Source organism: Actinomadura sp. NPDC048955, from assembly GCF_040649435.1.
In the GTDB taxonomy this organism is placed as follows: Bacteria; Actinomycetota; Actinomycetes; order Streptosporangiales; family Streptosporangiaceae; genus Spirillospora; species Spirillospora luteofluorescens.
This window is the reverse complement of sequence record NZ_JBEZJI010000007.1, coordinates 20148-46664: the sequence shown is the minus strand read 5'-3', so window position 1 is coordinate 46664 and position 26517 is coordinate 20148. Positions and strand designations below refer to the sequence as shown.

19 protein-coding genes and 1 pseudogene are annotated in these 26517 nt (G+C 71.7%); 11 read left to right on the top strand and 9 right to left on the bottom strand.

Features of this window, described 5'->3' with window-relative positions:
• The first annotated feature begins 30 nt into the window (after positions 1–30).
• Positions 31–363 carry an antitoxin gene (locus tag AB0C84_RS09600; protein ID WP_361063329.1) on the top strand — a complete coding sequence of 111 codons (333 nt, stop codon included), beginning with the start codon at positions 31–33 and terminating at the stop codon, positions 361–363.
• A 161-nt stretch (positions 364–524) separates the two neighbouring features.
• Here AB0C84_RS09600 and miaB read toward each other — a convergent pair whose 3' ends face one another.
• Positions 525–2066: a tRNA (N6-isopentenyl adenosine(37)-C2)-methylthiotransferase MiaB gene (miaB, locus tag AB0C84_RS09595; protein ID WP_179843176.1), complete on the bottom strand. Its 1542-nt coding sequence runs from the start codon at positions 2064–2066 to the stop codon at positions 525–527.
• A 271-nt stretch (positions 2067–2337) separates the two neighbouring features.
• On the opposite strand from miaB, the gene AB0C84_RS09590 reads away from it, so the two are divergent.
• From AB0C84_RS09590 to AB0C84_RS09570, 5 genes are all read left to right on the top strand, one after another.
• On the top strand, positions 2338–3060 hold the full coding sequence (locus AB0C84_RS09590) for an amino acid ABC transporter ATP-binding protein (protein WP_258939152.1): 723 nt from the start codon (positions 2338–2340) through the stop codon (positions 3058–3060).
• Positions 3061–3098: 38 nt separating this feature from the next.
• The gene (locus AB0C84_RS09585) at positions 3099–3968 is read left to right on the top strand and encodes a glutamate ABC transporter substrate-binding protein (RefSeq protein ID WP_179843178.1); all 870 of its coding nucleotides are present in this window, start codon (positions 3099–3101) and stop codon (positions 3966–3968) included.
• Between the two features lie 111 nt (positions 3969–4079).
• A complete protein-coding gene (locus AB0C84_RS09580) occupies positions 4080–4763 on the top strand; it encodes an amino acid ABC transporter permease (protein WP_179843179.1) in 684 nt (227 codons plus the stop codon).
• On the top strand, positions 4760–5743 hold the full coding sequence (locus tag AB0C84_RS09575; RefSeq protein WP_361063323.1) for an amino acid ABC transporter permease: 984 nt from the start codon (positions 4760–4762) through the stop codon (positions 5741–5743). The genes AB0C84_RS09580 and AB0C84_RS09575 overlap by 4 nt, the downstream gene beginning before the upstream one ends.
• A gap of 174 nt (positions 5744–5917) precedes the next feature.
• Positions 5918–7930: a prolyl oligopeptidase family serine peptidase gene (locus AB0C84_RS09570; RefSeq protein ID WP_361063320.1), complete on the top strand. Its 2013-nt coding sequence runs from the start codon at positions 5918–5920 to the stop codon at positions 7928–7930.
• On the opposite strand, the gene AB0C84_RS09565 is transcribed toward AB0C84_RS09570, so the two are convergent.
• The 4 genes from AB0C84_RS09565 to recA form a co-directional block, all read right to left on the bottom strand.
• The gene (locus tag AB0C84_RS09565; RefSeq protein ID WP_361063317.1) at positions 7931–9163 is read right to left on the bottom strand and encodes a glycerophosphodiester phosphodiesterase family protein; all 1233 of its coding nucleotides are present in this window, start codon (positions 9161–9163) and stop codon (positions 7931–7933) included.
• Between the two features lie 117 nt (positions 9164–9280).
• Positions 9281–10852, bottom strand: coding sequence for a ribonuclease Y (rny, locus tag AB0C84_RS09560; RefSeq protein ID WP_361063314.1), 1572 nt, complete (start codon positions 10850–10852; stop codon positions 9281–9283).
• An 871-nt stretch (positions 10853–11723) separates the two neighbouring features.
• On the bottom strand, positions 11724–12242 hold the full coding sequence (locus tag AB0C84_RS09555; protein ID WP_361063311.1) for a regulatory protein RecX: 519 nt from the start codon (positions 12240–12242) through the stop codon (positions 11724–11726).
• A 154-nt stretch (positions 12243–12396) separates the two neighbouring features.
• Positions 12397–13515, bottom strand: coding sequence for a recombinase RecA (gene recA / locus AB0C84_RS09550; RefSeq protein WP_361063308.1), 1119 nt, complete (start codon positions 13513–13515; stop codon positions 12397–12399).
• 243 nt (positions 13516–13758) lie between these two features.
• Here recA and AB0C84_RS09545 point away from each other — a divergent pair, with 243 nt between their 5' ends.
• The 3 genes from AB0C84_RS09545 to AB0C84_RS09535 all read left to right on the top strand — a co-directional run bounded on the left by AB0C84_RS09545 (position 13759) and on the right by AB0C84_RS09535 (position 16270).
• Positions 13759–14628, top strand: a complete 870-nt coding sequence (locus tag AB0C84_RS09545) for an ATP-grasp domain-containing protein (RefSeq protein ID WP_361063305.1) — start codon at positions 13759–13761, stop codon at positions 14626–14628.
• Positions 14629–14794: 166 nt separating this feature from the next.
• Entirely contained in the window at positions 14795–15109 is a 315-nt protein-coding gene (locus AB0C84_RS09540) for a hypothetical protein (RefSeq protein WP_361063751.1), read from the top strand.
• Positions 15110–15112: 3 nt separating this feature from the next.
• Positions 15113–16270, top strand: a complete 1158-nt coding sequence (locus AB0C84_RS09535) for a glutathionylspermidine synthase family protein (RefSeq protein WP_179843187.1) — start codon at positions 15113–15115, stop codon at positions 16268–16270.
• An 8-nt stretch (positions 16271–16278) separates the two neighbouring features.
• Here AB0C84_RS09535 and AB0C84_RS09530 read toward each other — a convergent pair whose 3' ends face one another.
• Together AB0C84_RS09530 and AB0C84_RS09525 are read right to left on the bottom strand one after the other, a co-directional pair.
• A complete protein-coding gene (locus AB0C84_RS09530) occupies positions 16279–16473 on the bottom strand; it encodes a DUF3046 domain-containing protein (protein ID WP_258938666.1) in 195 nt (64 codons plus the stop codon).
• 10 nt (positions 16474–16483) lie between these two features.
• Entirely contained in the window at positions 16484–17761 is a 1278-nt protein-coding gene (locus AB0C84_RS09525) for an alpha/beta hydrolase (RefSeq protein WP_361063301.1), read from the bottom strand.
• A 161-nt stretch (positions 17762–17922) separates the two neighbouring features.
• Between AB0C84_RS09525 and AB0C84_RS09520 the strand changes: the two genes are divergently transcribed.
• Positions 17923–22566: an ATP-dependent helicase gene (locus tag AB0C84_RS09520; RefSeq protein WP_361063298.1), complete on the top strand. Its 4644-nt coding sequence runs from the start codon at positions 17923–17925 to the stop codon at positions 22564–22566.
• A 74-nt stretch (positions 22567–22640) separates the two neighbouring features.
• Here AB0C84_RS09520 and AB0C84_RS09515 read toward each other — a convergent pair.
• Positions 22641–23381, bottom strand: a pseudogene (locus AB0C84_RS09515) (DMT family transporter); the annotation flags it as partial.
• Positions 23382–23518: 137 nt separating this feature from the next.
• Here AB0C84_RS09515 and AB0C84_RS09510 point away from each other — a divergent pair.
• Positions 23519–24091, top strand: a complete 573-nt coding sequence (locus AB0C84_RS09510; RefSeq protein WP_361063295.1) for a helix-turn-helix domain-containing protein — start codon at positions 23519–23521, stop codon at positions 24089–24091.
• Here the strand turns inward: AB0C84_RS09510 and secA2 are convergent.
• Entirely contained in the window at positions 24072–26405 is a 2334-nt protein-coding gene (gene secA2 / locus AB0C84_RS09505) for an accessory Sec system translocase SecA2 (RefSeq protein ID WP_361063292.1), read from the bottom strand. The genes AB0C84_RS09510 and secA2 overlap by 20 nt on opposite strands.
• Positions 26406–26517: the final 112 nt, after the last annotated feature.

Here is a 26517-nt window from a genome sequence, read left to right as displayed (position 1 = left end):
CGAAGCGGCCGAGGGATCCGGGGGGATTCGATGTCGATCGTCGACAAGGTCAAGCAGATGCTCGGGCAGCACTCCGACAAGGCCAAGCAGGGCGTCGAGAAGGCCGGTGACATGTTCGACCAGCGCACCGGGGGCAAGCACGCCGAGAAGGTCGACCGGGTCCAGGAGCAGGCCGGCAGCTACATCGACCGCGAGAGCGGCCAGCCCGGCGGCACGGGTGGTCCGGCCGGCGAGACCGGCGGCCAGCCCGGCCAGCCCGGCGGCGCGGGCGGTCAGGCCGAGGGACCGGGCGGCCAGCCCGGCGGAACAGGCGGCCACCCCGAAGGACCGGCCGGCCAGCCCGGCGGCGGAACAGGCGCCTAATCCGCGAACGCGTGAGCTGGCCGGTGGAGCGAAGCCGAAGGCGAGCGGAACCGGGCAGATCGCGAAGCGATGCCGCGTTCGCCCAGGCCCGGTCACGTAGCGAGCCGCAAGGCGAGCGAAGTGGGCCGGGACGTGAAAACACAGCCGGGTGACGTCGGGGTTCAGGGGCAGGTCGAGCAGCCTGGCGCGGACGCGGCGGGCTGGGCCGGACGCCCGATCGACGGCATTCCCAGCGACACGCCCGCTGCGCCGCCGCTCCCGCCCTGCCGGGCCTCCCACGCGTCGCCCGCGCGCGTCCGGCGGACGCCCAGCGCGGGCTTGTCGGCGACCAGGTGGTGCGGCGCGGCGTAGGTGATCTCGACGGTGACCATGTCGCCGGGGCGGACCGGTTCCTCCGGCACGCCGAAGTGGACCAGGCGGTTGTCGGGCGCCCGCCCCGACAGGCGGCGCGTCGCCTCGTCCTTGCGGCCCTCGCCCTCGGCCACCAGCACCTCCAGCGTCCGGCCGAGCTGCGCGCGGTTCTCCGCCCAGGAGATCTCCTCCTGGAGCTCGATCAGCCGCTCGTACCGCTCCTGGACGACCTCCTTCGGCAACTGGCCGTCCATGGTCGCCGCCGGGGTCCCCGGACGCTTGGAGTACTGGAACGTGAACGCCGAGGAGAACCGGGCCTCCCGCACCACGTGCAGGGTCTCCTCGAAGTCGGCCTCGGTCTCGCCGGGGAAGCCGACGATGATGTCGGTGGTGATCGCCGCGTCCGGGATCGCGGCCCGGACCTTCTCGATGATGCCGAGGTAGCGCGCCTGCCGGTACGACCGGCGCATCGCGCGCAGCACCGCGTCCGACCCCGACTGCAGCGGCATGTGCAAGGACGGCATCACGTTCGGCGTCTCCGCCATCGCGGCGATCACGTCGTCGGTGAAGTCCTTGGGGTGCGGCGAGGTGAACCGGACCCGCTCCAGGCCCTCGACGCCGCCGCAGGCGCGCAGCAGCCCCGCGAACGCCGACTGCCCGCCCCCGGTCATCGCGCGGACCTCGTCCGGCGCGCCGGACAGGGCGCCGAAGCCCGAGCCGTAGGCGTTGACGTTCTGCCCGAGCAGCGTGATCTCCAGGGCGCCCTCGGCGACCAGCGCCTCGACCTCGGCGAGGATCTCCCCGGGCCGGCGGTCGCGCTCCTTGCCGCGCAGGGACGGGACGATGCAGAACGTGCAGGTGTTGTTGCACCCCACGGAGATCGACACCCAGGCGGCGTAGGGGGACTCGCGGCGCGTCGGCAGCGTGGAGGGGAAGGTCACCAGCGACTCTTCGATCTCGACCTGCGCCTCTTCGCGCACGCGCGCGCGTTCGAGTAGAGCGGGCAGCGACCCGATGTTGTGCGTGCCGAACACCACGTCCACCCAGGGGGCGCGCTTGACGATGGTGTCGCGGTCCTTCTGCGCCAGGCAGCCGCCGACGGCGATCTGCATGCCGGGGTGCCCGTCCTTGACGGGCCGCAGGTGGCCGAGGTTGCCGTAGAGCCGGTTGTCGGCGTTCTCCCGTACCGCGCAGGTGTTGAACACGACGACGTCGGGCTCGGCCTCCCCCGCGCGGACGTACCCGGCCGACTCCAGCAGCCCCGACAGACGCTCGGAGTCGTGGACGTTCATCTGGCACCCGTAGGTACGGATCTCGTACGTACGGGGAGCCGTCTCCATTGGCGCACTCATGACAGTCATCCAGGTTACGGGCCCGGCGGGACACGGCGGAACGGGCGGGGCACCCCGCCGCCGCCTTTTATGATCACTCTCCGCCACGACCGAACCCCGTCCGACGTGGGTATTCGTGATCGTATCGGTACCGCGCGGCAACTCGGGCACTACAACCGATGACATAAAGTCCGTGCCCATGACGGACAGCGAAAGCGGGCCCGAGCTCACCGAGGCCGGGCCGGAGGACTCCACCCCGGAGCCGGCAACCGTGGGTGACCGGCCGCTCGTCGTGGTCGAGCACGTCAACAAGCACTACGGCGAGCTGCACGTCCTCAAGGACATCAACCTCACCGTGAACTCGGGCGAGGTCGTCGTCGTCATCGGCCCGTCCGGCGGCGGGAAGTCGACCCTGTGCCGGTCGATCAACCGCCTGGAGCCGATCGACGACGGCACGATCCTCGTGGACGGCAAGGACCTGCCCAAGGAGGGCAAGGAGCTGGCGAAGCTCCGCGCCGACGTGGGCATGGTGTTCCAGTCGTTCAACCTGTTCGCCCACAAGACGATCCTCGAGAACGTCATGCTCGGGCCGGTGAAGGTCCGCAAGCAGGGCAAGCAGGAGTCGCAGAAGCACGCGATGGAGCTGCTCGACCGGGTCGGCATCGCCAACCAGGCCCACAAGTACCCCGCGCAGCTGTCCGGCGGGCAGCAGCAGCGCGCGGCGATCGCGCGCTCCCTCGCGATGCGCCCCAAGGTGATGCTCTTCGACGAGCCCACCTCGGCGCTGGACCCGGAGATGGTCAACGAGGTCCTGGACGTCATGACGGGACTGGCCCGCGAGGGCATGACGATGATCGTCGTCACGCACGAGATGGGCTTCGCCCGCCGCGCCGCCCAGAAGGTCGTGTTCATGGCGGACGGCCAGATCGTCGAGGAGAACACCCCCGACGAGTTCTTCACCAACGCGCGGACCGAGCGCGCGAAGGACTTCCTTTCCAAGATCCTCACGCACTGAGCCGCGGGGCTCCGGCAGAGAGCAGAGGTAGGACGAGTATGCGAGTACGTCGTTTCGGCGCCCTCATCGGGGCGGGGATGGCGCTGTCGCTGGCGCTCAGCGCGTGCGGCAGCGACACCGAGAAGACCGAGGCCAAGACGGTCGTCCAGAAGGCCAAGGACGACAAGAAGCTGACCATCGGCATCAAGTTCGACCAGCCGGCGCTCGGCCTGAAGAAGCCCGACGGCAGCTTCGACGGCTTCGACGTCGACGTCGCCAAGTACATCGCGAAGTCGCTCGGCGTCCCCGAGAACGGCATCACGTTCAAGGAGACGACCTCCGCCAACCGCGAGTCGTTCCTCGGCGGCGGGCAGGTCGACCTCGTGGTCGCCACCTACTCCATCACCGACGCGCGCAAGTCGCAGGTGACCTTCGGCGGGCCGTACTACGTCGCCCACCAGGACACGATGGTCAAGGCCGACAACGGCAGCATCAAGAAGGCCACCGACCTCAAGGGCAAGAAGCTCTGCAAGGCCGCCGGGTCGAACTCCTTCCGCCGCATCACCGAGGGCCCGCCGGACGGCAAGCTGAACATCAAGGGCGTCACGCTGGTGGACGCCTCCAGCTACTCCGAGTGCGTGAGCAAGCTGAAGTCCGGCGCCCTGGACGCGGTCAGCACCGACGACCTGATCCTGGCCGGCTTCGCCAACCAGCAGAAGGGCTCCTTCAAGGTCATCAACGACCCCTTCACCGACGAGAAGTACGGCGTCGGCCTCAAGAAGGGCGACACCGAGACCTGCGAGGCCGTCAACAAGGCCGTCACCCAGATGTACTCCGACGGCACGGCCAAGACCCTGCTGGAGAAGCACTTCGCGGGCACCGGGCTCAAGCTCGTCACGACCGCCCCGCAGATGGAAGGCTGCGCCTGATCCAGGGCCGCGACTGACGCCCGTCACGCCGGCGCGTCCCCGACACCTATCGCCCGGGGACGCGCCAGCCTGGCCTGACACCCCGCTGGAACGTGATGAAACAGCTGAGCAATGTTTGACTTCAGCCCGTTCTTCGACAACTTCGACGAGATCCTCCAAGGATTCTGGGCGACCCTGCGCCTCGCGGCCGCCGCGGCGGTGCTGTCCCTGATCATCGGGACCTTCCTGGCGAGCTTCCGGGTCTCGCCGGTGCCGGTGCTCCGCGCGTTCGGCACGGGCTACGTCAACGTCGTGCGCAACACGCCGCTCACCCTGGTGCTGCTGATGTGCAGCCTGGGCCTGAACGACATCCTCGCGCTGAAGTTCTCCGAGAACTCCTCGACGACCTACTACTGGTGGGCGGTCCTCGGCCTGTCGGCCTACACCGGGGCCTTCGTCTGCGAGACCCTCCGCTCGGGCATCAACACCGTCCCGCTGGGCCAGGCCGAGGCGGCCCGTTCGATCGGGCTGACCTTCACCCAGTCGCTCCGCATGATCATCCTGCCGCAGGCGTTCCGGGCGATCATCGCCCCGCTGGGCAGCGTGTTCATCGCGATGATCAAGAACACGACGGTGGCGGCGGCCGCGAGCTACGCCGAGGTCGCGCTGGTCACCAAGACCATCATCGACAAGCCCACGTTCGCCAACGGGGTCATCCCCCTCTTCCTCGGCGTCTCGGTCGGCTTCCTGATCCTCACCCTGCCGACCGGATACTTCTTCGGCTGGCTCGCCAAGCGGATGGCGGTGGCGCGATGAGCAAGGAAGCGACCGTTCTCTTCGACATCCCCGGGCCCCGGGCCCGGGCGCGCAACGCGGTCCTGACCGCCGTCGTGTCGATCGTGTTCGCCGCCGTCCTGGCGGCGCTGGTCTGGCGCCTCAGCGACAAGGGCCAGTTCGAGGAGAAGCTCTGGACGCCGTTCCTGAAGTGGACGGTCTGGAGGCACCTGCTCCTGCCCGGCCTGATGAACACGCTGAAGGCCGCCGTCGTCGCCACCGTCCTGGCGCTTCTGTTCGGCATCGTGTTCGGGCTGGCCCGGCTGTCGGACCACTGGTGGGTCCGCGTCCCGGCCGGCGCGGTGGTCGAGTTCTTCCGCGGCATCCCGCTGCTGATCCTGATCTTCCTGGCGTTCTTCGTCCCCAACAAGATCAGCCCCGCGATCGCCGAGTCGCAGTTCGGCACCCTGCAGCGCTTCTCGGTGGACTACTTCTTCTCGATCTTCGGGGTGGAGATCAACGCCGGGACGGTCACGGTGCCCGCGTTCGCCGCGGTCGTGTTCGGCCTGACGATGTACAACGGCTCCGTGCTCGCCGAGGTGGTGCGGGCGGGCGTCCTGTCGATCCCGAAGGGGCAGTCGGAGGCCGCCTACTCCATCGGGCTCCGCAAGAACGGCGTCATGCGGCTGGTGCTGCTGCCGCAGGCCATCACGGTGATGATGCCGGCGATCGTGAGCCAGATCGTCGTCCTGCTCAAGGACACCGCCCTCGGGTTCATCATCGCCTACGGCGAGTTCCTGCAGGCCGGCTTCAAGCAGGTGCCCGCGAACTACAGCAACAACGTGCTGCAGGCCGGCATCGTCGTCGCGGTCATCTACATCGCGATCAACATGTCGCTGAGCCGCGTGGCCACCTGGCTGGAGGGCCGCAGCCGCCGCAGCCGCAAGACCGAGGCCAAGACCATGGGCTCGGGCGGCCCCGCCCCCGTGGCCGGGGTCGGGGTGACCCAGCAGACCGTCTGACGGTCCGTTCGTCCGCGAGGGGCGCCGCCGGTTCCGGCGGCGCCCCTCGCTGTCCCCGGGGCGGGGGAACCCTGGTGTTACCGGCGGGTTTCCAGGGGACGAGCTTGTATCTTTCCGACCTCAAACGGCCCGTCATGGCCCCAACCGATCCCCGTATGCGGGACGATTCCTGTTATGACCGCTCGTGCGACCCTTCCCTACGGCTCATGGCCTTCACCCATCTCTGCGGCCGATGTCGCCCGCGCCCGGCTGCGCCTCAGCTTCCCCACCGTCGCGGGCGACGACGTGTGGTGGCAGGAGACGCGGCCCGAGGAGGGCGGGCGGGCCACGGTCATCCATCTGAAGGACGGTCACCGCACCGAGTTGCTGCAGGCGCCGTGGGACGCGCGTACCCGCGTCCACGAGTACGGCGGGCGGTCGTATCTGCCGATCCGCACCGCCGCGGGCTGGTCGGTCGTGTTCTCCAACTACGAGGATCAGCGGCTGCACCGCCTCGACGAGGGCGACCCGAAGCCGTACCCGCTGACGCCCGAGCCGGCCGTCCCCGCGGGGCTGCGGTACGCCGACTACGTCCTGTCCCCGGACGGGACGGAGGTCTGGTGCGTCTGCGAGGGCCACATCGCCGAGCCGGCGGCCCCCGAGGGTGAGCAGGGCGCGGAGGAGCAGCCCGTCACGGGCATCCGGCGCGCCATCGTCGCCGTCCCCCTGGACGGCAGCGCCGCCGGTGACGCCGGCGCGATCCGCGAACTGGTGTCAGGCGCGCAGTTCTACGCGGGCCCCGTGCCCTCCCCCGGCGGAGGGCACCTGGCATGGGTCCAGTGGAACCACCCCCGCATGCCCTGGGACGGCACCGAGGTGCGCGTCGCGGCGGTCGAGGACGGCGCGGTGGTCGCCCCCCGCACGGTCAAGGGCGGTCTCACCGAGTCGGCGCTGGCGCCGCTGTGGCGCGACGACGAGTCCCTCTACGTGATCTCCGACTGGCCCGGGTGGTGGAACATCTACCAGGTCGGCCTGCACGGGGAGTCCGCGCAGGCGCTCTACCCGGCCGAGGAGGAGTTCGCCGCGCCGCTGTGGCAGCTCGGCGGCATGCCTTACGCGCTGCTCGGCGACGGGCGCCTCGCCGTCCTGCACGGCGAGGGCGACATGCGGCTCGGCGTCTACGACACCGACACCCTCGACCTCGTCGACCTGGAGGTCCCCTACGAGCACTGGGCGCCGCAGCTGTCCACGGACGGCTCGACGATCGTGGGGATCGCCGGCGGTCCCGACCTGCCGGCCTCGGTGGTGCGGGTCGACACCACGACCGGGCGCGTCGAGGGGCTGCGGCGGGAGCGGGCCGAGCTGCCCGACGTCGCGTACCTCTCCCGGCCGCGCGCCGAGCGCCTGGAGGGGCCGTTCGGGCGCCCCGTCCACGCCTACGTGTTCCCGCCGACCAACCCCGAGGCGGCCGGTCCGGCCGACGAGCTGCCGCCCTACGTGGTGTTCGTGCACGGCGGGCCCACCGGGCGGGTCTCCACGGTGCTCGACATGGAGCGCGCGTACTTCACCAGCCGCGGCATCGGCGTGATCGACGTCAACTACGGCGGGTCGGCCGGCTACGGCCGCGCCTACCGCGAGCGGCTGCGCCGCCAGTGGGGCGTGGTCGACGTCGAGGACGCCGTCGCCGCCGCCCGCGCCCTCGTCGACGGAGGCATCGCCGACCCGGCGCGGCTGGCCATCCGCGGCGGCTCGGCCGGGGGCTGGACGACGCTCGCGGCGGTCACGCAGACCGACGTGTTCAAGGCCGCCACGTCCTACTTCGGGATCAGCGACCTGCAGCGCTTCGCCGAGAGCACCCACGACTTCGAGTCCCACTACCTGTTCGGCCTCATCGGCCCCCTCCCCGGCTTCGAGCGCGCCTACGAGGAGCGCTCGCCGATCAACCGCGCCGACCGGACGGCCTGCCCCGTTCTGCTCCTGCAGGGGCTGAGCGACCCGATCGTGCCGCCGGACCAGTCCGAGCGGTTCGCGCAGGCGCTGGCCGACAAGAAGATGCCGTACGCCTACCTCACCTTCGAGGGCGAGTCGCACGGCTTCCGCAAGGCCGACACGGTCATCCGCTGCCTGGAGGCGGAGCTGGCGTTCTACGGGCAGACCCTCGGGTTCGAGCCCCGCGGCGTCGAACCCGTCGACCTCAAGGTCGGCTGATCAGGGGACGATGTAGGAGGAGATGTCGAGCAGCGTGTGGTCGGCCTGGAAGAACGACACCGTGTCGCCTGACGTGTTGTTCAGGAAGCCGACCGTCAGGCCGTTGTAGTAGGCGTCGGGACGGTTCGTGCCAGGGCCGACGTAGACGCGCAGCAGGCTGCCGGGCGGGATGACGTATCCCGAGCCGATCCGCATCAGGTTGCTCGCCTGGTCGCGCAGGTAGCCGCCGCTCACGTCGACCGGCCTGGACGTCGTGTTGCGCAGCACCACGTGCTCGCTCTTCTCCGGCTGGGCGTCGTCGCCGCTCGGATCGGGGAAGACGCTGTCGATCACGACGCCGTTCGCGCCGGGGAAGGGCGTCCGGCCGTCCAGGATCCGCCGCGTGGTGGCGGGGAAGTTCGTCGCGAGCCAGTCGTAGCCCTGGTTCGCCCCCATGGAGACCTCGGCCGGGCTGTCCACCGGGTCGCTGAACACCTTCAGCCCCTTGGCGTGCGCGCGCCTGACGTCGTCGGCACTGGTCGCCCTGGGGTGCGCGTACACGCTGACCGTCCAGCCCGCGAGCGCCGCCAGCTCTTCGTCGGAGAGCATCTTCCCGCCGGTCAGGTAGGAGAGCTGCACCTTGGGCGCGGACGCGTGGAACTCCTGGAGCGCCGCCTGGTCGCGCGAGTGGACGTGCACCCGGTAGGCCCCCGACCTGAGCGTCCCGCCGTCGGTGAGCCGCGCCGCGTTCAGCTCCTCGGCGAGCAGCGTCGCGATCCCGGGGCTGTTGGCGGGCGCCTTCAGCTCAAGGCTGAGCCCGGTGTCGCTGCTCCTGACGGCGAGCAGCTCCTTCAGGGTGGGCACCCGCTGGCCCGCGTACCGGGCGTCGAACCAGGACCCGGCGTCCAGCCGCTTGATCTCGTCCAGGGTGAACTGGCCCACCCTCCACGGCGCCCGGTCGGGGAAGACCTGCTCCACGTCGGTGGTCCGGGCGAGCGTGTCGTCGTGCAGGAGCACGATCCGCTTGTCCGCCGTGAGCTGCACGTCGCCTTCCAGCACGTCCGCCCGGTCGCGGACCCCGTCGCGGTAGGACGCGAGCGTCTCCTCGGGGGCCTGGCCCGGCGACCCGCGATGCCCGACGATCACCGCGTGCGCGCGCTTGCCCGCGGCCTGCGGCGCGGCCTGCGCGCTGCCCGCGAAGGCGACGGCGGCGGCCAGCACGGCCCCGCCCCCGATCATGGCGATCCTGTTCACGAGATCCTCCCGCCTGGAAATGACTTGATCATCACCGCGGAAGCTTGCGAACACCAGACCGGCCGCTTAATTTCCCCCGAACCCCAACAAACCGCCCGACTGCCGGGTCGCGGCCGGTCAGCGGGCGAACTCGATCGCCCGGGACTCCCGGACGACGGTGACCCGGATCTGGCCGGGATAGGTCAGCTCGTCCTCGACCTGCTTGGCGATGTCGCGGGCGATCACCTGGGCCTGGATGTCGTCGACCGCGTCGGGCTTCACCATCACCCGGATCTCGCGGCCCGCCTGCATCGCGAAGACCTTCTCCACGCCCTCGTGCCGGTCGCGGGCGATCTCCTCCAGCCGCTCCAGCCGCTTGACGTAGGCCTCCAGCGACTCGCGGCGCGCCCCCGGCCGGCTGCCGCTCACCGCGTCGGCGGCCTGGGTGAGCACGGCCTCCACGGTCCGGACCTCGACCTCGTTGTGGTGCGCCTCGATCGCGTGGACGACGTCCTCGTGCTCGCCGTAGCGGCGGGCGATCTCGGCGCCGATCAGCGCGTGGCTGCCCTCCACCTCGTGCGTGAGCGCCTTGCCGATGTCGTGCAGCAGCGTGCACCGCTTGGCGACCTCCACCGGCAGCCGCAGCTCGCCCGCCATGATGCCGGCGATGTGCGCGGACTCGATCAGGTGCTTGAGCACGTTCTGCCCGTAGGACGTCCGGTACCGCAGCTGGCCGAGCAGCGCGATCAGCTCCGGGTGCATGTCGGCGATGCCGACCTCGACCAGGGCGTCCTCGCCGGCGCGGACGCACAGCTGCTCGACGTCGCCGCGGCTGCGCTCGTAGATCTCCTCGATCCGCTGGGGGTGGATCCGGCCGTCCAGGACGAGCTTCTCCAGTGTCAGCCGCCCCACCTCGCGCCGCACCGGGTCGAAGCAGCTCAGCAGCACCGCCTCCGGGGTGTCGTCGATGATGAGGTTCACGCCCGTGGTCGACTCGAAGGCGCGGATGTTGCGGCCCTCGCGGCCGATGATGCGGCCCTTCATCTCGTCGCTCGGCAGGTGCAGGACCGACACCACCGACTCGGCGGTCTGCTCGCTGGCGACCCGCTGGATCGCCAGCGTCACGATCTTGCGGGCGCGCTTGTCGCCCTCCGCCTTCGCCGCGTTCTCGATCTCCCGCACGATCGGGATGGACTCGCGCTTCGCCTGGTTCTCCATCGCCGCGACGAGTTCGCCCTTGGCCTGCTCGGCGGTCAGCCCGGCCGCCTGCTCCAGTACCTTGCGCCGCTCCTCGGCGACGCCGTCGAGCTCCTGCCCGCGGACCTCCAGTGCCTTGCCGGTCTCGGTGAGCCGTCCCTGCCACTCCTCCAGGCGGCGCACCTCGGCGTCCAGCCGCTGCTCCCGCTCCGCGAGGCGCGCCTCACGGCGCTCCAGGTCCTCCCGGACGGTGCGGAGGTCGTCCCGCAGGGTCCGGCCCTCCTCGTCGAGCTCCGCGCGTCCCGCGGCGGCGGCCTGCTGCGCCTCGCGCTCGGCCTCCTCCAGGACGGCCCGCGCGTCCTTCGCGGCCTTCGCCCTGATCTCGTCCGCCTCGCCCTGCGCCCGGGCCATCTCGGCCGCGGCCCTGCCGGGCGTGCCGGGACGCCGCACCAGGACGATCACGAGAGCGACCAGGGTCACCAGCAGCGCTGCACCCAGCAGGACGCTCTCCATGAGGCAGATCCTTCCTCGCCGCGGGCCCGTCCGGACTACGGGGCCCTGCCTAGCGAGGATTTACTCGCGCACACGGATGCACGACATCGCGGGACGACGCAGCGGCGCGCCCCGGCGACTCGGCCGGATCCGGTCGACGAACGTGTCCTTTATGCCTCTCAGCTGCTGGAACGTGCTCGGTCGTATGGCAATCCGCGAGACGCGGAGTAACTCCTCACTGCCGTAACGGTAAGCGGCACAGAGGTAATGAGCAAGCAAACGACGGGCATTCCGGACTAACCGAACGTCGACGTGACTCCTTCCTTACCGCCTCCTTTGACCCCCGCCCCCCACCCCGACCTGCACCATCACACCCCCACCACCCCACACCCCCGAACCGCCCTCAAACCCCCACCCCCCGACATCCCCGGCGTGTCGCACGCCGCAACGCAAGACAAAACCCCATTGCCACCCCACCCCACCCCTGCTAACCCACCCCAACCCCGCCGGCGCCCCCCGAACCAACCTCCAGCACACCAGCCACCCGAGCCCCGGGAAGCCCTTCGCACCGGCCGCCAAGGGCAGCCCTAGGCCGGTGGCAACGCCGCTGTCGGCAGCCCTGCCCTGCCCTCTCGAATGACTGATGTGTCGGGTGGCGGAGGAGGCCCCTGCCGAGGAGGGGGTCGGTCTGGAACGCCGCCGGTGCGGCCCTTGCGGCCAGGAAAGATCGAAGGCCCGCCGAGGGCAGCGTCGCCATCGGCCGAGGGTCTCTTCCGCGGTCGGCGGGACATGGCTGGTGGGCGTGGGCTGATCGGCGAGGGTTGCCGGAGGCCGTGTCGCCGCTGGCCATGGGCGGCTCGGGGGCTGGCGGGGTGTTGGTGGTGGGGGTGGGCTAGTCGGGAGGGGTGGGGAAGTCTTCTGGGTCGGTGCCTTCTCCGGCCAGGGCTTCCTTGACCACTCGGTAGGAGAGGGAAGGTGAGTAGCCCTTGCGTGCGAGCATGCCGACCAGGCGGCGCATGCGCTTGGCGGGGTCGGCGCCTCGGGTGGCCGGGAGTTTGCGGGCCACCAGGGCGCGGGCCGTCTGCTCCTCCTGGGCCGGGTCCAGGGTCTCCACGGCGTCGTTGACGGCCTCGGCGGGGACGCCGCGGCGGCGGAGTTCGGCGGCCAGGGCCCGCTTGGCCAGGCCTCGTCCGGCGTGCCTGGACTGGACCCAGGCCTGGGCGAAGGCCTCGTCGTCGATGAGACCGACGTCGGTGAAGCGGGCCAGGACGCGGTCGGCGACGTCGTCGGGGATCTGCTTACGGTGCAGGGCGTCTGCCAACTGGGCCCGCGTGCGGGGGGAGGCGGACAGCAGGCGCAGGCAGATCTCGCGCGCCCTCGCCTCCGGGTCGCTCTCGCGTGCGGCCGTCATGGGGAGCCGGCCGGCGCGGGGGCCGTGGGAGCGGCGGCGCCATCGGGGAAGTTCCGGGCACCGGTCGTGCGGTGCCGGGTAAGGCGCCGCCGCCCTGCATACGAGATCATCGCTTACTCTTCGTCAAGAGTCACCCGTCTCGGGAGATTCCTTGTCAGGAATCACCCGCCTTGGCCGCCTTGGCGCCGCGCTTCGCGGCGGGGGCCTTGACCGGGGCGGGGGCGGGCGGCTCGGGCGCGGCGCCCGGGGCGGCGGCGGGCTCGGCCTCCTTGTCGACCTTCGGGCCGATGCCGAGCTTCTCCTTGATCTTCTTCTCGATGCCGTCGGCCAGGTCGGGGTTGGCCTTGAGGAAGTTGCGGGCGTTCTCCTTGCCCTGGCCGAGCTGGTCGCCGTCGTAGGTGTACCAGGCGCCGGACTTGCGGACGAAGCCGTGCTCCACGCCGAGGTCGATCAGGCCGCCCTCGCGGCTGATGCCCAGGCCGTAGAGCAGGTCGAAGTCGGCGACGCGGAACGGCGGGGCCATCTTGTTCTTGACGACCTTGACGCGGACGCGGTTGCCGACGGCCTCGGTGCCGTCCTTGAGCGTCTCGATGCGGCGGACGTCGAGGCGGACGGAGGCGTAGAACTTCAGCGCGCGGCCGCCGGTGGTGGTCTCCGGGGAGCCGAACATGACGCCGACCTTCTCGCGGAGCTGGTTGATGAAGACGGCGGTGGTCTTGGTCTGGTTGATCGCCCCGGTGAGCTTGCGCAGGGCCTGCGACATGAGGCGGGCCTGGAGGCCGACGTGGCTGTCGCCCATCTCGCCCTCGATCTCGGCGCGCGGCACCAGCGCGGCGACGGAGTCGATGACGACGATGTCGATCGCGCCGGAGCGGATCAGCATGTCGGTGATCTCCAGGGCCTGCTCGCCGGTGTCGGGCTGGGAGACCAGCAGGGCGTCGATGTCGACGCCGAGCTTGGCGGCGTACTCGGGGTCGAGCGCGTGCTCGGCGTCGACGAAGGCGGCGATGCCGCCCATCTTCTGGATGCTCGCGACGGCGTGGAGCGCGATGGAGGTCTTGCCGGAGCCCTCGGGGCCGTACACCTCGACGACGCGGCCGCGTGGCAGGCCGCCGATGCCGAGGGCGATGTCGAGGGAGATCGCGCCGGTGGGGATCACCTCGACGGGCGCCCGCGCCTCCTCGCCCATCCGCATGACCGACCCCTTGCCGAACTGCCGCTCGATCTGGGCGAGTGCGGTCTCGAGAGCCTTCTCCCGGTCGTTCGCTGCCATTGAGATGTCCTTGTCGTTGAGATGTGTCGGCTCTCGGCCGCTGCTTGCGATGTCGAGGGCGACGTTACGGCGGGCCACCGACACTTTCGACCCCGGCGCGGTTCGAGGACGCCGCCGCGGGCCCGGGCCAGCTTACCGAACATCCGTTCGATCATCGTCCCGCATGCCGATTTGCGGCGGAATCTCCGTGCGATCGATGGTCCCGACCCCGTAACCTGGCGGGGTTGACGGAGGGTTCCAATCATGACGCTGACCGTCCTCTTCTGCGTCGATCCGCTCCATCCCCGGCGCGTTGACCCCCACTTCGCCCGCGAGGCCGCGGCCGTGCGGGACCACTACGGCGAGATCGCCCTGATCGACCACGACGCGCTGCGGCGCGGGGACGTCGAGGACGCGATCGACGCGGCGCCCTCCGACCTCGGCCCGGTCTGGTACCGCGGATGGATGCTCTCGGCGGAGGAGTACGGCGCGATGGCCGCCGCCCTGAAGCGGCGCGGAACGGCGCTCCTGACGCACCCGGACGACTACCGCCGCGCGCACGAGTTGCCGGGATGGCACGACACGTTCGCCGGGCTCACCCCGCACAGCGTGTGGCGTCCTCTCGGCACCGGCCAGGATCCCGGCCCCCTCGGCGAGCTGGGCGAGCTCGTCAAGCCGCTGCGCGGCGGGCCCGGCGTGGTCAAGGACTACGTGAAGTCGTGCAAGCACGAGTGGGAGGAGGCGTGCTTCGTCCCCGACGTGAAGAACCTCGCGCGGCTGCACGACGTCGCGGCGAAGATGGTCGCGCTGCGCGACGACCACCTGGCCGGGGGTCTCGTCGTGCGGGAGTTCGAGCAGTACGACGGGGAGGGCGAGGCGCGCGTGTGGTGGGTGGACGGCGAACCCGCGCTCGTCGGCCCGCACCCGGACAGCCCGGGCGTGGAGCTCGATCCGGACCTTTCCGCGGTGGCCCCCGCCGTCCGCGCGCTGGGGTGCCGGTTCATCACCACCGATCTGGCCCGCCGCACGGACGGCGCCTGGCGCGTCGTGGAGGTCGGTGACGGCCAGGTCAGCGACCTGCCGTCGTCGGTGGACGCGATGGACCTCTACGCGCACCTTCCTGTGCCGGAATAACGTCCGTACAGGATGATGCGGCGTGTTATCGAACCAGATTAGGGTTCTCACCGTCTCATGACCTGTGGCCCCAGGCCGCCGATCGACCCCTCCGCGAGAAGGACGTGCTGTCTTGCCCCCTCAGGAGCCCACTCGCCGGCTCAGCTCCCGCGCCGTGAAGGTGGGGATGGTGAGCGCCCTGTCACTGACCCTCGTCGCCTGCGGTTCCGGTTCGACGACGGCGCGATGCGTGGACCGCAACGCGCCGGCCAAGGGCAAGGGCGGGTACAAGGTCGTCCCGGACAACAACTGCAACAGCGGCGACATCGACAACGGGGCCAACAACGCCTACAACCGCTACTTCTGGTACTACGGCGGGAAGAGCCGGTCCGGCTTCGTGTCCGGCGGCAGCCAGTACCGCCCCTCGGGGAAGATCAAGTCGAGTGGCGGGCGGACGCTGAGCCGGGGCGGGTTCGGCGGCGGCGGCCGGGGCGGGAGCTGAGCCGTGCGCCGTGTCCGTTCCGCACCGCGTGAGGGCTGGGCCGAGAAGGTCGAGGAGCACGGCCTGGCCTTCCACCGCACCGCGCACCCCGAGCATCTGACCCGGCCCTACTGGGACGAGTCGGTCCACTACGTCTTCGACATGGACGAGGTGCTGGCCCTCGAAGCCGTCGTCGAGGAACTGCACCGGATGTGCCTGGACGTGGTGGAGCACGTCGTGTCCACCGGTCGCTACCACGTCCTCGGCATCCCCGACTGGGTGGCGCCCCTGATCGAGGAGTCGTGGCGGCGCGGCGACCCGCACCTGTACGGGCGGTTCGATCTGCGCTACGACGGCCAGGGGCCCGCCAAGCTCCTGGAGTACAACGCCGATACGCCGACCGCACTGGTGGAGAGCGCCGTCGTCCAGTGGTACTGGCTCCAGGAGACCCATCCTGGGGACGACCAGTGGAACTCCATCCATGAGCGGTTCGTGGCGCGCTGGAAGGAGATGGCGCCCACCGTGGGCGGCGGGCCCGTCCACTTCGCCTGGACGACCGGCGACGAGACCGGCGAGGAGGTCATGACGATCGCCTACATGCAGGAGACCGCGGAGGAGGCGGGCCTGCCGGGTGTGGCGATCGCCATGGAGGACATCGGCTGGGACGCCGAGCGGAGGCGGTTCGTCGATCTCGACGAGCGGGAGATCGGGACGCTCTGCAAGCTCTACCCCTGGGAGTGGATCGTCGCCGAGCCGTTCGGGCGCAACATCCCGGGGACGCCCACGTCGTGGATAGAGCCCATCTGGAAGATGGTGCTCTCCAACAAGGCGCTGCTCGTCCTGCTCTGGGAGCTGTTCCCAGGTCACCCCAATCTGCTGCCCACCTACCTGAACACGCCGTCGAACCTGACGTCCTATGTGCAGAAGCCGCTGCTCGGGCGGGAGGGCGCGAGCATGCGCATCGTCACGCCGGACGGTTCCGAGCAGCGGACCCAGGGCGACTACGGCGCGGAGGGTTTCGTCTTCCAGGAGTTCTGCGCGCTGCCGGAGTTCGACGGCGAGCACCCCGTGCTCGGCGCGTGGGTGGTCCACGACGGGGCCGCCGGGATAGGCATCAGGGAGACGTCAGGCCTCATCACCGACGACACGTCGTCGTTCGTCCCGCACCGCATCCCGCTGTAGCGGGATCCCTAGCGCAAGGTCGAGGGGACGTCGAAGGTCGCGACGACGGCCTGCCAGACCTTCTTGGCGGATTCGCCCTCGGCGAAGGCCTGCTCGATGGTGCGGCCGCCTAGTTCGGCCATGACGTAGTCCTTGGCCACGCTCTGGGCGTAGTGCTCGCCGAACTGCTGGTTCATCCGATCCCAGAAGAGTGTTAGCCGCACATGACCCACGCTATCCGACGGATGGTTCCCCCAGGGACCGCGTCACCTCGCCGGGGACCTCGGGCGCGCGGCCCTGGCGGTACTGGCGGTGCAGGCCCGTCAGATACCGTTCGACGCCTTCGATGACCCGCGCCGTCCGGTAGGAGGGGAAGACGTCGAACCCGTGCTGGGCGCCCTGCATCTCGGCGTAGAGCACGGGCGAGACCGAGACCTCCCGCAGCCGTTCGACGAACTGGCGGGCCTCGACCGCGGGGATGAGCGAGTCCCGGCTGCCGTGGATGACGAAGAAGGGCGGTGCGTCTTCGCGGATGTAGGTGACCGGGGACGCCTTGGCGTACGCCTCCTGGTTCTCCGCGAAGGGCTGCTTGACGACCATCCGTTCCATGAGGCGGGTGGTGCCGAAGGGGCGGGGAAACGTGCCCGGCTCGAAGAAGTTGTAGAAGCCGTAGAACGGAACCGCGCCCTGCACGGTGGTGTCCGCGTCCTCGAAGCCCGGCTGGAACTCGGGGACGTTCGCGGTCAGTGCCACCATCGCGGTGAGGTGTCCGCCGGCCGAACCACCGGTCACGCAGAGGAAGTCGGGATCTGCTCCGTACTCCTCTGCGTGCTCCTTGTACCAGGCGACGAAGTGCTTCAGGTCGATCAGGTGCTCCGGCCAGGTGGCGCGTGGGCTGAGCCGGTAGTTGACGTTGAAGCCGACCCATCCCTGGACGGCCATGTGGTTGAGCAGCGGCAGCCCTTGCTCCCGCTTGTCGCCGATCACCCAGGCTCCACCGTGAATCTGCATGAGCCCCGGGCGCAGCTCGCCATCGGCGCGTTGCCCGGCGGGATGGAAGACATCCAGTTTCAGGCGCAGGCGGCCCTCCTGCCGGTACACGACGTTGCGTTCGACCCGCACGCCCTTGCGGGGGACCAGGCACAGCGGAGGGACGATCAGGTGTCCGAGCGGGTAGCGCGGTGCGCCCTCCGGGTCCAGTTCGAGGGGAGCGCCGCTGTCCCGCAGGGTGACGATCGTCCTGCGGGATGCTGCGAGGGTGGCCGCGACGCCTGCCATGCCGAGGACCGCCAGTGCGAGCCCGGTCCAGCCCGCCCAGCCGTCCAGTCCCCCGAAGGCCGCGGCCAGGGCCGTGGCGGCGGCCCAGGCGACCAGGACGTGCGGCGCCAGTTCGATCGTGAGCCAGCCCGCGAAGAAGCTTCCCACGAGCAGGACGGGGCCGCGCCGCGGGGCGTGGGCGTTGGCGGCCGTCAGAGCGAGCAGGAGGCCCAGGGCGAGGAGGACGTAAGGCATCGCGACTCCCTTGCGAAGCGTTGGCCTGCCCGCCCCACCTTGCCCATACAAGCGCTTGCTTACAATAGGTTCCGCGGGGGACGCCCGGTTCACCTCCCCTTCGATATGTGACGCGCGCCACGCCCGCGCATTCTGTCCGACGCGCAAGGCAGTATGGCGCTATGGGCGGTGACGTGCTAGAACGCTTCTCCCCGGCGACCCGTGCCTGGTTCACCGGGGCGTTCGCCGCACCCACTCCCGCGCAGGCCGGAGCCTGGGATTCCATCGCCGGCGGCGACAACACGCTGGTCGTCGCGCCGACCGGGTCCGGCAAGACCCTCGCGGCCTTCCTGTGGTCCCTCGACCGGCTCGGCACCGAGGCCGTCCCCGATGACGCGCTGCGCCGCTGCCGCGTCCTGTACGTGTCGCCGCTGAAGGCCCTCGCCGTGGACGTCGAGCGCAACCTGCGCGCCCCGCTGACCGGCATCCGCCACGCGGCGCGCCGCCTCGGCCTGCCCGAGCCCGACGTCCGCGTCGGGATGCGGTCGGGCGACACCCCCGCCGACGAGCGCCGCCGGCTGGCCGTCAAGCCGCCCGACATCCTGATCACGACGCCGGAGTCGCTGTTCCTGATCCTCACCTCGCGGGCGCGCGAGTCGCTGCGCGGGGTGGAGACCGTCATCGTCGACGAGGTGCACGCCGTGGCGGGCACCAAGCGCGGCGCGCATCTGGCGCTGTCCCTCGAACGCCTGGACGCGCTTCTCGAACGTCCCGCCCAGCGGATCGGCCTGTCGGCGACGGTCCGTCCCGCGGACGAGGTGGCGGCGTTCCTGGGCGGCCCGAGGCCCGCTGCCGTCGTCCAGCCGCGTTCGGAGAAGGTGTTCGAGCTCGACATCGTCGTCCCGGTGGAGGACATGGGCGAGGTCGGCCAGTTCGTCGACGACTCGGGGGCGCCCGACCCCCGCCAGCGCAGCATCTGGCCCCACGTCGAAGACCGCTTGCTCGACCTCATTCAGGCACATCGCTCGACGCTCGTGTTCGCCAACTCGCGGCGCCTGGCCGAGAGGCTGTGCGGACGGTTGAACGAACTCGCCTACGAGCGCTCGACCGGCGAACCTCTGGAGGAGGACCACTCCCCCGCGTCCACGATGGCCCAGGCGGGCGCGGCCAAGGGAGCGCCCCTGGAAATCGCCAGGGCGCACCACGGCTCGGTGTCCAAGGAGGAGCGGGCCGGTATCGAGAACGCTCTGAAGGAGGGCCGCCTGCCCGCGGTGGTGGCGACGTCCAGCCTGGAACTGGGCATCGACATGGGCGCGGTCGACCTGGTCGTCCAGGTGGAGTCGCCGCCGTCGGTCGCCAACGGCCTCCAGCGGGTCGGGCGTGCCGGCCACCAGGTCGGCGCCGTGTCCAAGGGCGTCATCTTCCCCAAGTACCGGGGCGACCTCGTGCAGACGGCCGTGGTGGCCGAGCGCATGCGCGGCGGTGAGATCGAGGAGCTGCGGTACCCGCGCAACCCTCTCGACGTCCTCGCCCAGCAGATCGTCGCGATGGTCTCCATGGACGAGTGGACGGTCGACGAACTCGAATCCCTCGTCAAACGCGCCGCCTCCTACGCCACGCTTCCCCGGTCGGCGCTGGAGGCGTGCCTCGACATGCTCGCCGGGCGCTACCCCAGCGACGAGTTCGGCGAGCTCCGCCCGCGCCTGGTCTGGGACCGCGTGACCGGTGTGCTGCGCGACCGCCCGGGTGCCCAGCGTCTCGCCGTGACCAGCGGCGGGACGATCCCTGACCGCGGCCTGTTCGGGGTGTTCCTGGTCGGCGAGAAGGCGTCGCGCGTCGGGGAGCTCGACGAGGAGATGGTGTACGAGTCGCGTGTGGGGGACGTGTTCGTCCTCGGTGCGAGCTCATGGCGGATCGAGGACATCACCCCCGACCGGGTGCTCGTGTCCCCCGCACCGGGCCAGCCCGGCAAGCTGCCGTTCTGGCACGGCGACACACTGGGGCGTCCGGCCGAACTGGGCCGCGCGCTCGGCACGTTCACCCGGGAGCTGGCCGAGCTGTCCCAGCCGGAGGCGCAGGCCCGCGTCGCCGCGTCCGGGCTGGACGACTGGGCCTCCGCCAACCTCGTCTCCTACCTGACCGAGCAGCGTGAGGCCACCGGCCACGTACCCGACGACCGCACGATGGTGGTCGAGCGGTTCCGCGACGAGCTCGGCGACTGGCGCATGGTCGTCCACTCGCCGCTGGGCGCGCGCGTGCACGCGCCCTGGGCGCTCGCCATAGCCGGGCGCCTGCACGAGCGGTACGGCGTGGACGCGCAGGCCATGCACGCCGACGACGGCATCGTCATCCGCATCCCCGACATGGACGAGCCTCCCGGCCTCGACCTGGCCGTCTTCGACGCCGACGACATCGAGCGCATCGTCGTCGACGAGCTGGGCGGTTCGGCGCTGTTCGCCGCCCGGTTCCGCGAGTGCGCGGCGCGCTCGCTGCTGCTCCCCCGCCGCCGTCCCGACAAGCGCATGCCGCTGTGGCAGCAGCGCCAGCGCGCCGCGCAACTGCTGGCCGTGGCGAGCAAGTACCCGTCGTTCCCGATCGTGCTGGAGACCATGCGCGAGTGCCTGCAGGACGTGTTCGACGTCCCGGGCCTGGTGCAGCTGATGCGCGACATGTCCGGACGCAAGGTCCGCATGGTGGAAGTGGAGACGTCCGAGCCGTCCCCCTACGCGCGTTCCCTTCTGTTCCACTACGTCGGCGCCTTCATGTACGAGGGCGACTCGCCCCTGGCGGAGCGGCGTGCCCAGGCCCTCGCGCTCGACTCGGCGCTGCTCGCCGAGCTGCTCGGCCAGGCCGATCTGCGTGAGCTGCTCGATCCCGACGCCGTCACCGAGACCGAACGCGAACTCCAGCGCCTCGCGGCCGACCGCCGCGCCCGCGATTTGGAGGGCGTCGCCGACCTCCTGCGCGCTCTCGGTCCGCTGAGCACGGCCGAGGCGGCCGAGCGCACACTCCCCGCGAGCCTCGGCGCCCCAGACGAGACCGCGGCCGGTGACGGCGAGGCCGACGCGGTCGGCGGTCCCGTCCCGGACGCGGTGCTCGTCCAGGTGTCGCGGTGGCTGGCGGAGCTGGAGGCGACGCGGCGGGCGATCCGGGTCCGGATCGCCGGGCAGGAGCATTGGGCCGCGATCGAGGACGCGGGCCGGCTGCGGGACGCGCTCGGCGCACCGCTGCCGGTGGGCGTCCCGGAGGCGTTCCTCGAACCGGTCGCCGACCCGCTCGGCGACCTGGTCTCCCGGTACGCGCGCACGCACGGGCCGTTCCGGGCGGCCGAGGCCGCCGCGCGCTTCGGGCTGGGCGTCGCCGTGGTCGTCGAGACGCTGCGGCGGCTGTCGGGCGCGGGCCGGATCGTCGAGGGCGAGTTCCTGCCGGTCGGGTCCGTGGCGGGCCCGCTGACGACCGAATGGTGCGACAGCGGCGTGCTGCGGATGCTGCGGCGCCGTTCCCTGGCACGCCTGCGCGCCGAGGTCGAACCGTCCCCGCCGGAGTCGCTCGGCCGGTTCCTGCCGGCCTGGCACGGCATCTCGGGCGGGTCGCGGCTGCGGGGCATCGACGCGCTCGTCCAGGCGATCGAGCAGTTGCAGGGCGCCGCGGTGCCCGCGTCCGCGCTGGAGTCGCTGGTGCTGCCGTCGCGGGTGCCCGGCTACACCCCGGCCATGCTGGACGAGCTGACGTCGGCCGGCGAGGTCGTTTGGGCCGGCCAGGGCGGGCTCCCGGGCGGCGACGGCTGGGTGGCGCTGTACCTGGCCGACACCGCTCCGCTGCTCATGCCGAGCCCCGCGGAGATCACTCTCACGCCCGTGCACCAGGCCGTCCTCGACGCCCTCGGCGACGGGGGCGCGCTGTTCTTCCGGACGCTGTCCGACCGTGTGAACAAGCAGGCCACCGCCAACGACGCCGACCTCGTCACCGCCGTGTGGGACCTGGTCTGGGCCGGCCACCTCACCAACGACACGCTGGCCCCGCTGCGGTCCGCGCTCGGATCAGGCCGTCCGACCCACCGTTCCCGGACGACGCGCCGCGGACGTCCCGTCCTGCCGTCCCGGACGGGTCCGCCCACGGTCGCCGGACGCTGGTGGCCGCTCCCCGAGCGCGAGCCCACCGCGACCCTGCGCTCGCACGCCCTCGCCGAAGCGCTCCTGGAGCGGTACGGCATCGTCATCCGCGGCGCCGTCGCGGCCGAACGCATTCCTGGCGGGTTCTCCGCCGTGTACCCGGTCCTGCGCGCGTTCGAGGAGACGGGGCGTTGCCGGCGGGGCTATTTCGTCGAGGGCCTGGGAGCCGCCCAGTTCGCGCTGCCGGGGGCCGTCGACCGGCTCCGGGCGCTCCGTCCGGCGGCGGTCACCGCCCCGGACGACATCTCCGCCCTCTGGGAGGCGCCCCGCAAGCCCGGGGTCCGCGCGCTCGTCCTGGCGGCGGCCGATCCCGCCAACCCGTACGGCGCGGCCCTGCCCTGGCCGGAACGCGCCGACGAGCTCGCCAGCGGCCACAAGCCGGGCCGCAAGGCGGGCGCGCTGGTCGTGCTGGTCGAGGGCCGGCTCATCCTCTATGTCGAGCGCGGCGGGCGGACGCTCCTGACCTGGGACGACGACCCGGAGGTCCTGCAACCGGCCGTCGACGCCCTCGCCCTGGCCGTCCGCGAGGGGGCGCTCGGCAAGCTGACCGTGGAGCGCGCCGACGGCGAGGCGATCAGCGACTCCCCGCTGGCCGCCGCGCTGGAGTCGGCCGGTTTCCATCCCACGCCGCGCGGGCTGCGGCTGCGCTCCTGACCGCCCGTACCCCAGAGGGCGACGGTCACGGCGGCGGCGCACACCAGCATTCCGAGGAGTGACGGCAGGGTGAGGGTGCTGCCGAACATCAGCCAGCCCCACAGCATCGTCGTGGGCGGGGTGAGGTAGAGCAGGGCCGACACGCGGCCGACACCCGTCCGCCGGACGTTGACCCAGTACAGCCCGTACCCGCCGAACATCGCCAGCACGACGAGGATGGCCATGGCCGTCCAGAACGCGGGGTCGGCCGGAGGTACCAGTGAGCCGTCCGCACCGGCGAAGCCGGAGAACAGCACCGCGCTCACGCCCGCCTGGACGGCCAACGCCTCCGGCAGCTCCAGGGAGGGGCGCGTGCGGCGTTCGACGAGGGTGGCGCCGACGAGGGAGAGCATCGCGGCGAACGGAAGTGCGTACGCCCAGGCCGGAGCGTCCGCACTCAGGTCGCCGCCGACGACGAGCGCGACGCCGCCGAGCCCGGCGGCGAACCCGGCGAGCTGCCGGCGGCCGACCGGTTCGCCGAGCACGGGCGCGGCGAGCGCGACCGCGACGAGCGGCTGCAACGCGGTGATGAGGCTGTTGATCCCCGCGGCGACGCCGTGCTCGGCGGCGAGGAAGACGCCGGAGAGGTAGCCGACCTGTCCGAGCGTCCCGATCAGGGCGTGCAGGGCCAGGTCGCGGGGCGGGATCCGGCGGCGCCGCCACAGCAGCCACATGCCGAGCGCGCCCGCGCCGATGATGAACCGCCAGGCCAGCAGGGCGCTCGCGGGCGCGCTCCGGGTGCCGAGCTCGGCGCCGACGAAGCCGGAGCTCCACATGACGACGAAGGCGGCGCCCAGCAGGGCGTCCGATCGGCGGATGTCCACGGCCCCTCCTCAGGTATACATACCGGTATAACTACACAGTAGCCATACCGGTATGTATACTCAAAGTCACCCCTGCGGAAGGAGCCGCGATGCCCGTGCACGACCGGCCGCTCACCCCCGCCGCCCGGCGGGTCCTGCAGACCGCGAGCGAGCTGTTCTACGAGCGCGGCATCGGCTCGGTCGGCATGGAGCTGATCGCCGCCGAGGCGGGCGTCACGAAGAAGACCGTCTACGACCGCTTCGGCTCCAAGGACGCGCTGATCCTGGCCTACCTGCGGGCCCGCGACGAGCGGTGGCGCGCCTTCACGACCGGCCGGATCGCCGAGGCCGCCGGCGCCCGCGAGCGGGTGCTCGCCACGTTCGACGCCCTCGGCGAGTGGCTGGCCACCGAGTCCGGGCGCGGCTGCTCGATGGTGAACGCCTGCGCCGAGCTGCCCGACCCGTCCCACCCCGTCCACGGGGTGGCCGCCGAGCAGAAGGCGTGGGTGCGCGCCCTCTACGCGGACCTGGTCGGCGACGGCGCGCTGGCCGACCAGTTGCTCATCCTGCACGAGGGCGCGGTCGTCGCGTTCAGCGTCGCGGGCGTGCGCGGCGCCGCGGCCGCCGCCCACGCCGCAGCCGAGGCGATCGTGCCCCGCGCGCTCAGCGCCGCCGCCCCCTGAACATGTTGATCAACCCGCGCAGGGCCCGCTCGTCCAGGGACCCGAACGGGTTGTCGTGGACGAGGTAGGTCCAGGTCGCCGAGGGCCGCTTGAGCCCCGCGGAGTCGAGGTCGACGCCGTCCGCCGAGGCGGTGAGGGCCTCGAAGGCGGCCGCGGACCGCTTCCGCGCGTCGCCCAGGAGCCGCTTGCCCGCCGGGACGGCCTCCCGGTTGAACTCGACCAGCGGGTCCAGGCCCCGGCCGAGCGAGCGCAGGTGGATGCCCTCGCGCAGGTCGGCGAGGAAGGCCAGGTGCTCGGCCCAGCAGCGGTCCAGCTGGAACAGGACGATCTGCCGCGCGGCGGCCGCCACCGCGTCCGCGCCCGCGATCGCGGTGAGCTCGGCGTGCCGCTCCGGAGCGTCGGCCGCCATGGCCGCGTCGGCGGCGTCGCCGTTCAGGACGGCGTCGCGCTCGGCGAGCACCTCCCGGCGCTGGAGCCCGATCAGGTGGTTGTACCGCCACGTGTTGCGGTGCAGCTCCAGGTCGACGCCCTCCGCGACGCGCTGGGCGTGGCCGACGATCCAGTGCGCGCCCTTGCCGGTGATGAGCCCGTCGTCGCCGGCGGCCTCCTTCGACTCCTCGTCCGGCGCGTAGCGGGTGACGAGGTCGTCCTGGAGGCTGGTGAAGAACACCGAGCCGCCGGGGTCGCCCTGCCGCCCGGCCCGCCCTCGGAGCTGGTCGTCCAGGCGGCTGCTGTGGTAGCGGCCCGTACCGATGACCAGCAGGCCGCCCGCCCGCGCGACCCGGTCGTGGTCGGTGCCGTCCCGCTCGGCCGGGGCCGTGCCCGGGGCGGACGGCGAGGGGCTGCCGCCCAGCCGGATGTCGGTGCCCCGGCCGGCCATCTGCGTGGAGACGGTGATCGCGCCGTACGCGCCCGCCTCCGCGATGATCGCGGCCTCCTCGGCGTCGTTCTTGGCGTTGAGCACCACCCGGTCGAGCCCGGCGCGGGACAGGCGGCGGGCGAGCCGCTCGGACTCGGCGACGTCGCCCGTCCCGACCAGCACCGGGCGGCCGGCGGCGTGCGCGGCGGCGATCTCCTCGACGATCGCGACCTCCTTGTCGGCGGCGGTCGCGTAGAGGCGGTCCGGCTCGTCCTCGCGGACGCACGGCCGGTTCGGCGGGACGACGGCGATCGCCAGCGAGTAGAACTCGGTCAGCTGCCCGGCGACGGCCATCGCGGTGCCCGTCATGCCGCACCGGACGGGGTAGCGCCCGATCAGCTCCTGCACGGTGATCGAGTCGAGGATCTCGCCGCTCGGGGAGGCGTCCAGGGCCTCCTTCGCCTCGACCGCGGCCTGCAGGCCGTCCGGCCAGCGCTGCAGCAGGGCCACCCGGCCCCGCGACTCGCTGACCAGCTTCACCGCGCCGTCCCGGACGATGTAGTCCACGTCGCGGTGCAGGAGGACCTCCGCGTGCAGGGCGACGTTCACCGCGGTGAGGACGGCGAGGTTCTCCGGCGCGTAGAGGTCGAGCCCGAGGACGCGTTCGACCTCGCGAGCCCCGGCCGCCGTGAGCTGGACGTTGCGCGCCTCGTCGTCGGTGGAGTAGTGCAGCCCGGGGCGCAGCCGCCGGACCAGGTCGGCGTGCCGCGGGTCGGCGGAGTCGAGGTCGGCGGCGCCGGCGAGCACGAGCGGGACCATGGCCTCGTCCACCAGCACCGAGTCGGCCTCGTCGATCAGCGCGACGGACGGCTCGGGCAGCACGAGATCGGCGGCGTCGGTGGCGAGCCGGTCCCGGAGCAGGTCGAACCCGACCTCGCTCACCGGCGCGTACGTCACGTCCGCCCGGTAGGCCTCGCGCCGCTCGGCGGGCGTGGACGACTGGCCGACCCAGCCGACGGTGACGCCCAGCATCGCGTAGAGCGGGCCCATCCACTCGGCGTCGCGCCGCGCCAGGTAGTCGTTGACCGACATCACGTGGACCCGGTGGCCGCGCAGCGCGTACCCGGCCGCCGCGAGGGCGCCCGACAGGGTCTTGCCCTCGCCGGTCGCCATCTCCGCGACGTGCCCGGACAGCAGCGCGAGCGTCCCGACGAGCTGCACGTCGAAGGGCCGCTCCCCGAGCGTCCGGCGGGCGGCCTCCCGGCCGAGGGCGCACAGCTCCGCGAGGTCCTCCTTCTCGCGGAGGGCGGACGCGGCGGCGGTCAGCTCCGCGTCCGGCAGCTCCCGGACGCGGGACTCGCGCGCCGCCGCCTCCTCCACCAGGGCGCGCAGCGGCTCCAGATCGACGCTTCCCGGCTTCTGGACGAGGCGGCGCAACCGGTCACGCAGCGCCATGGCGTCCCCTCGGTTCGTCGCTCACTGTTCCCCCAACGGGCGGGTCGAAGTCGGCGTTCCCATGATCTCAGCGCGGCGGTCCCGAAGGTGCCGGGGGCGGGCCTCCGCTGTT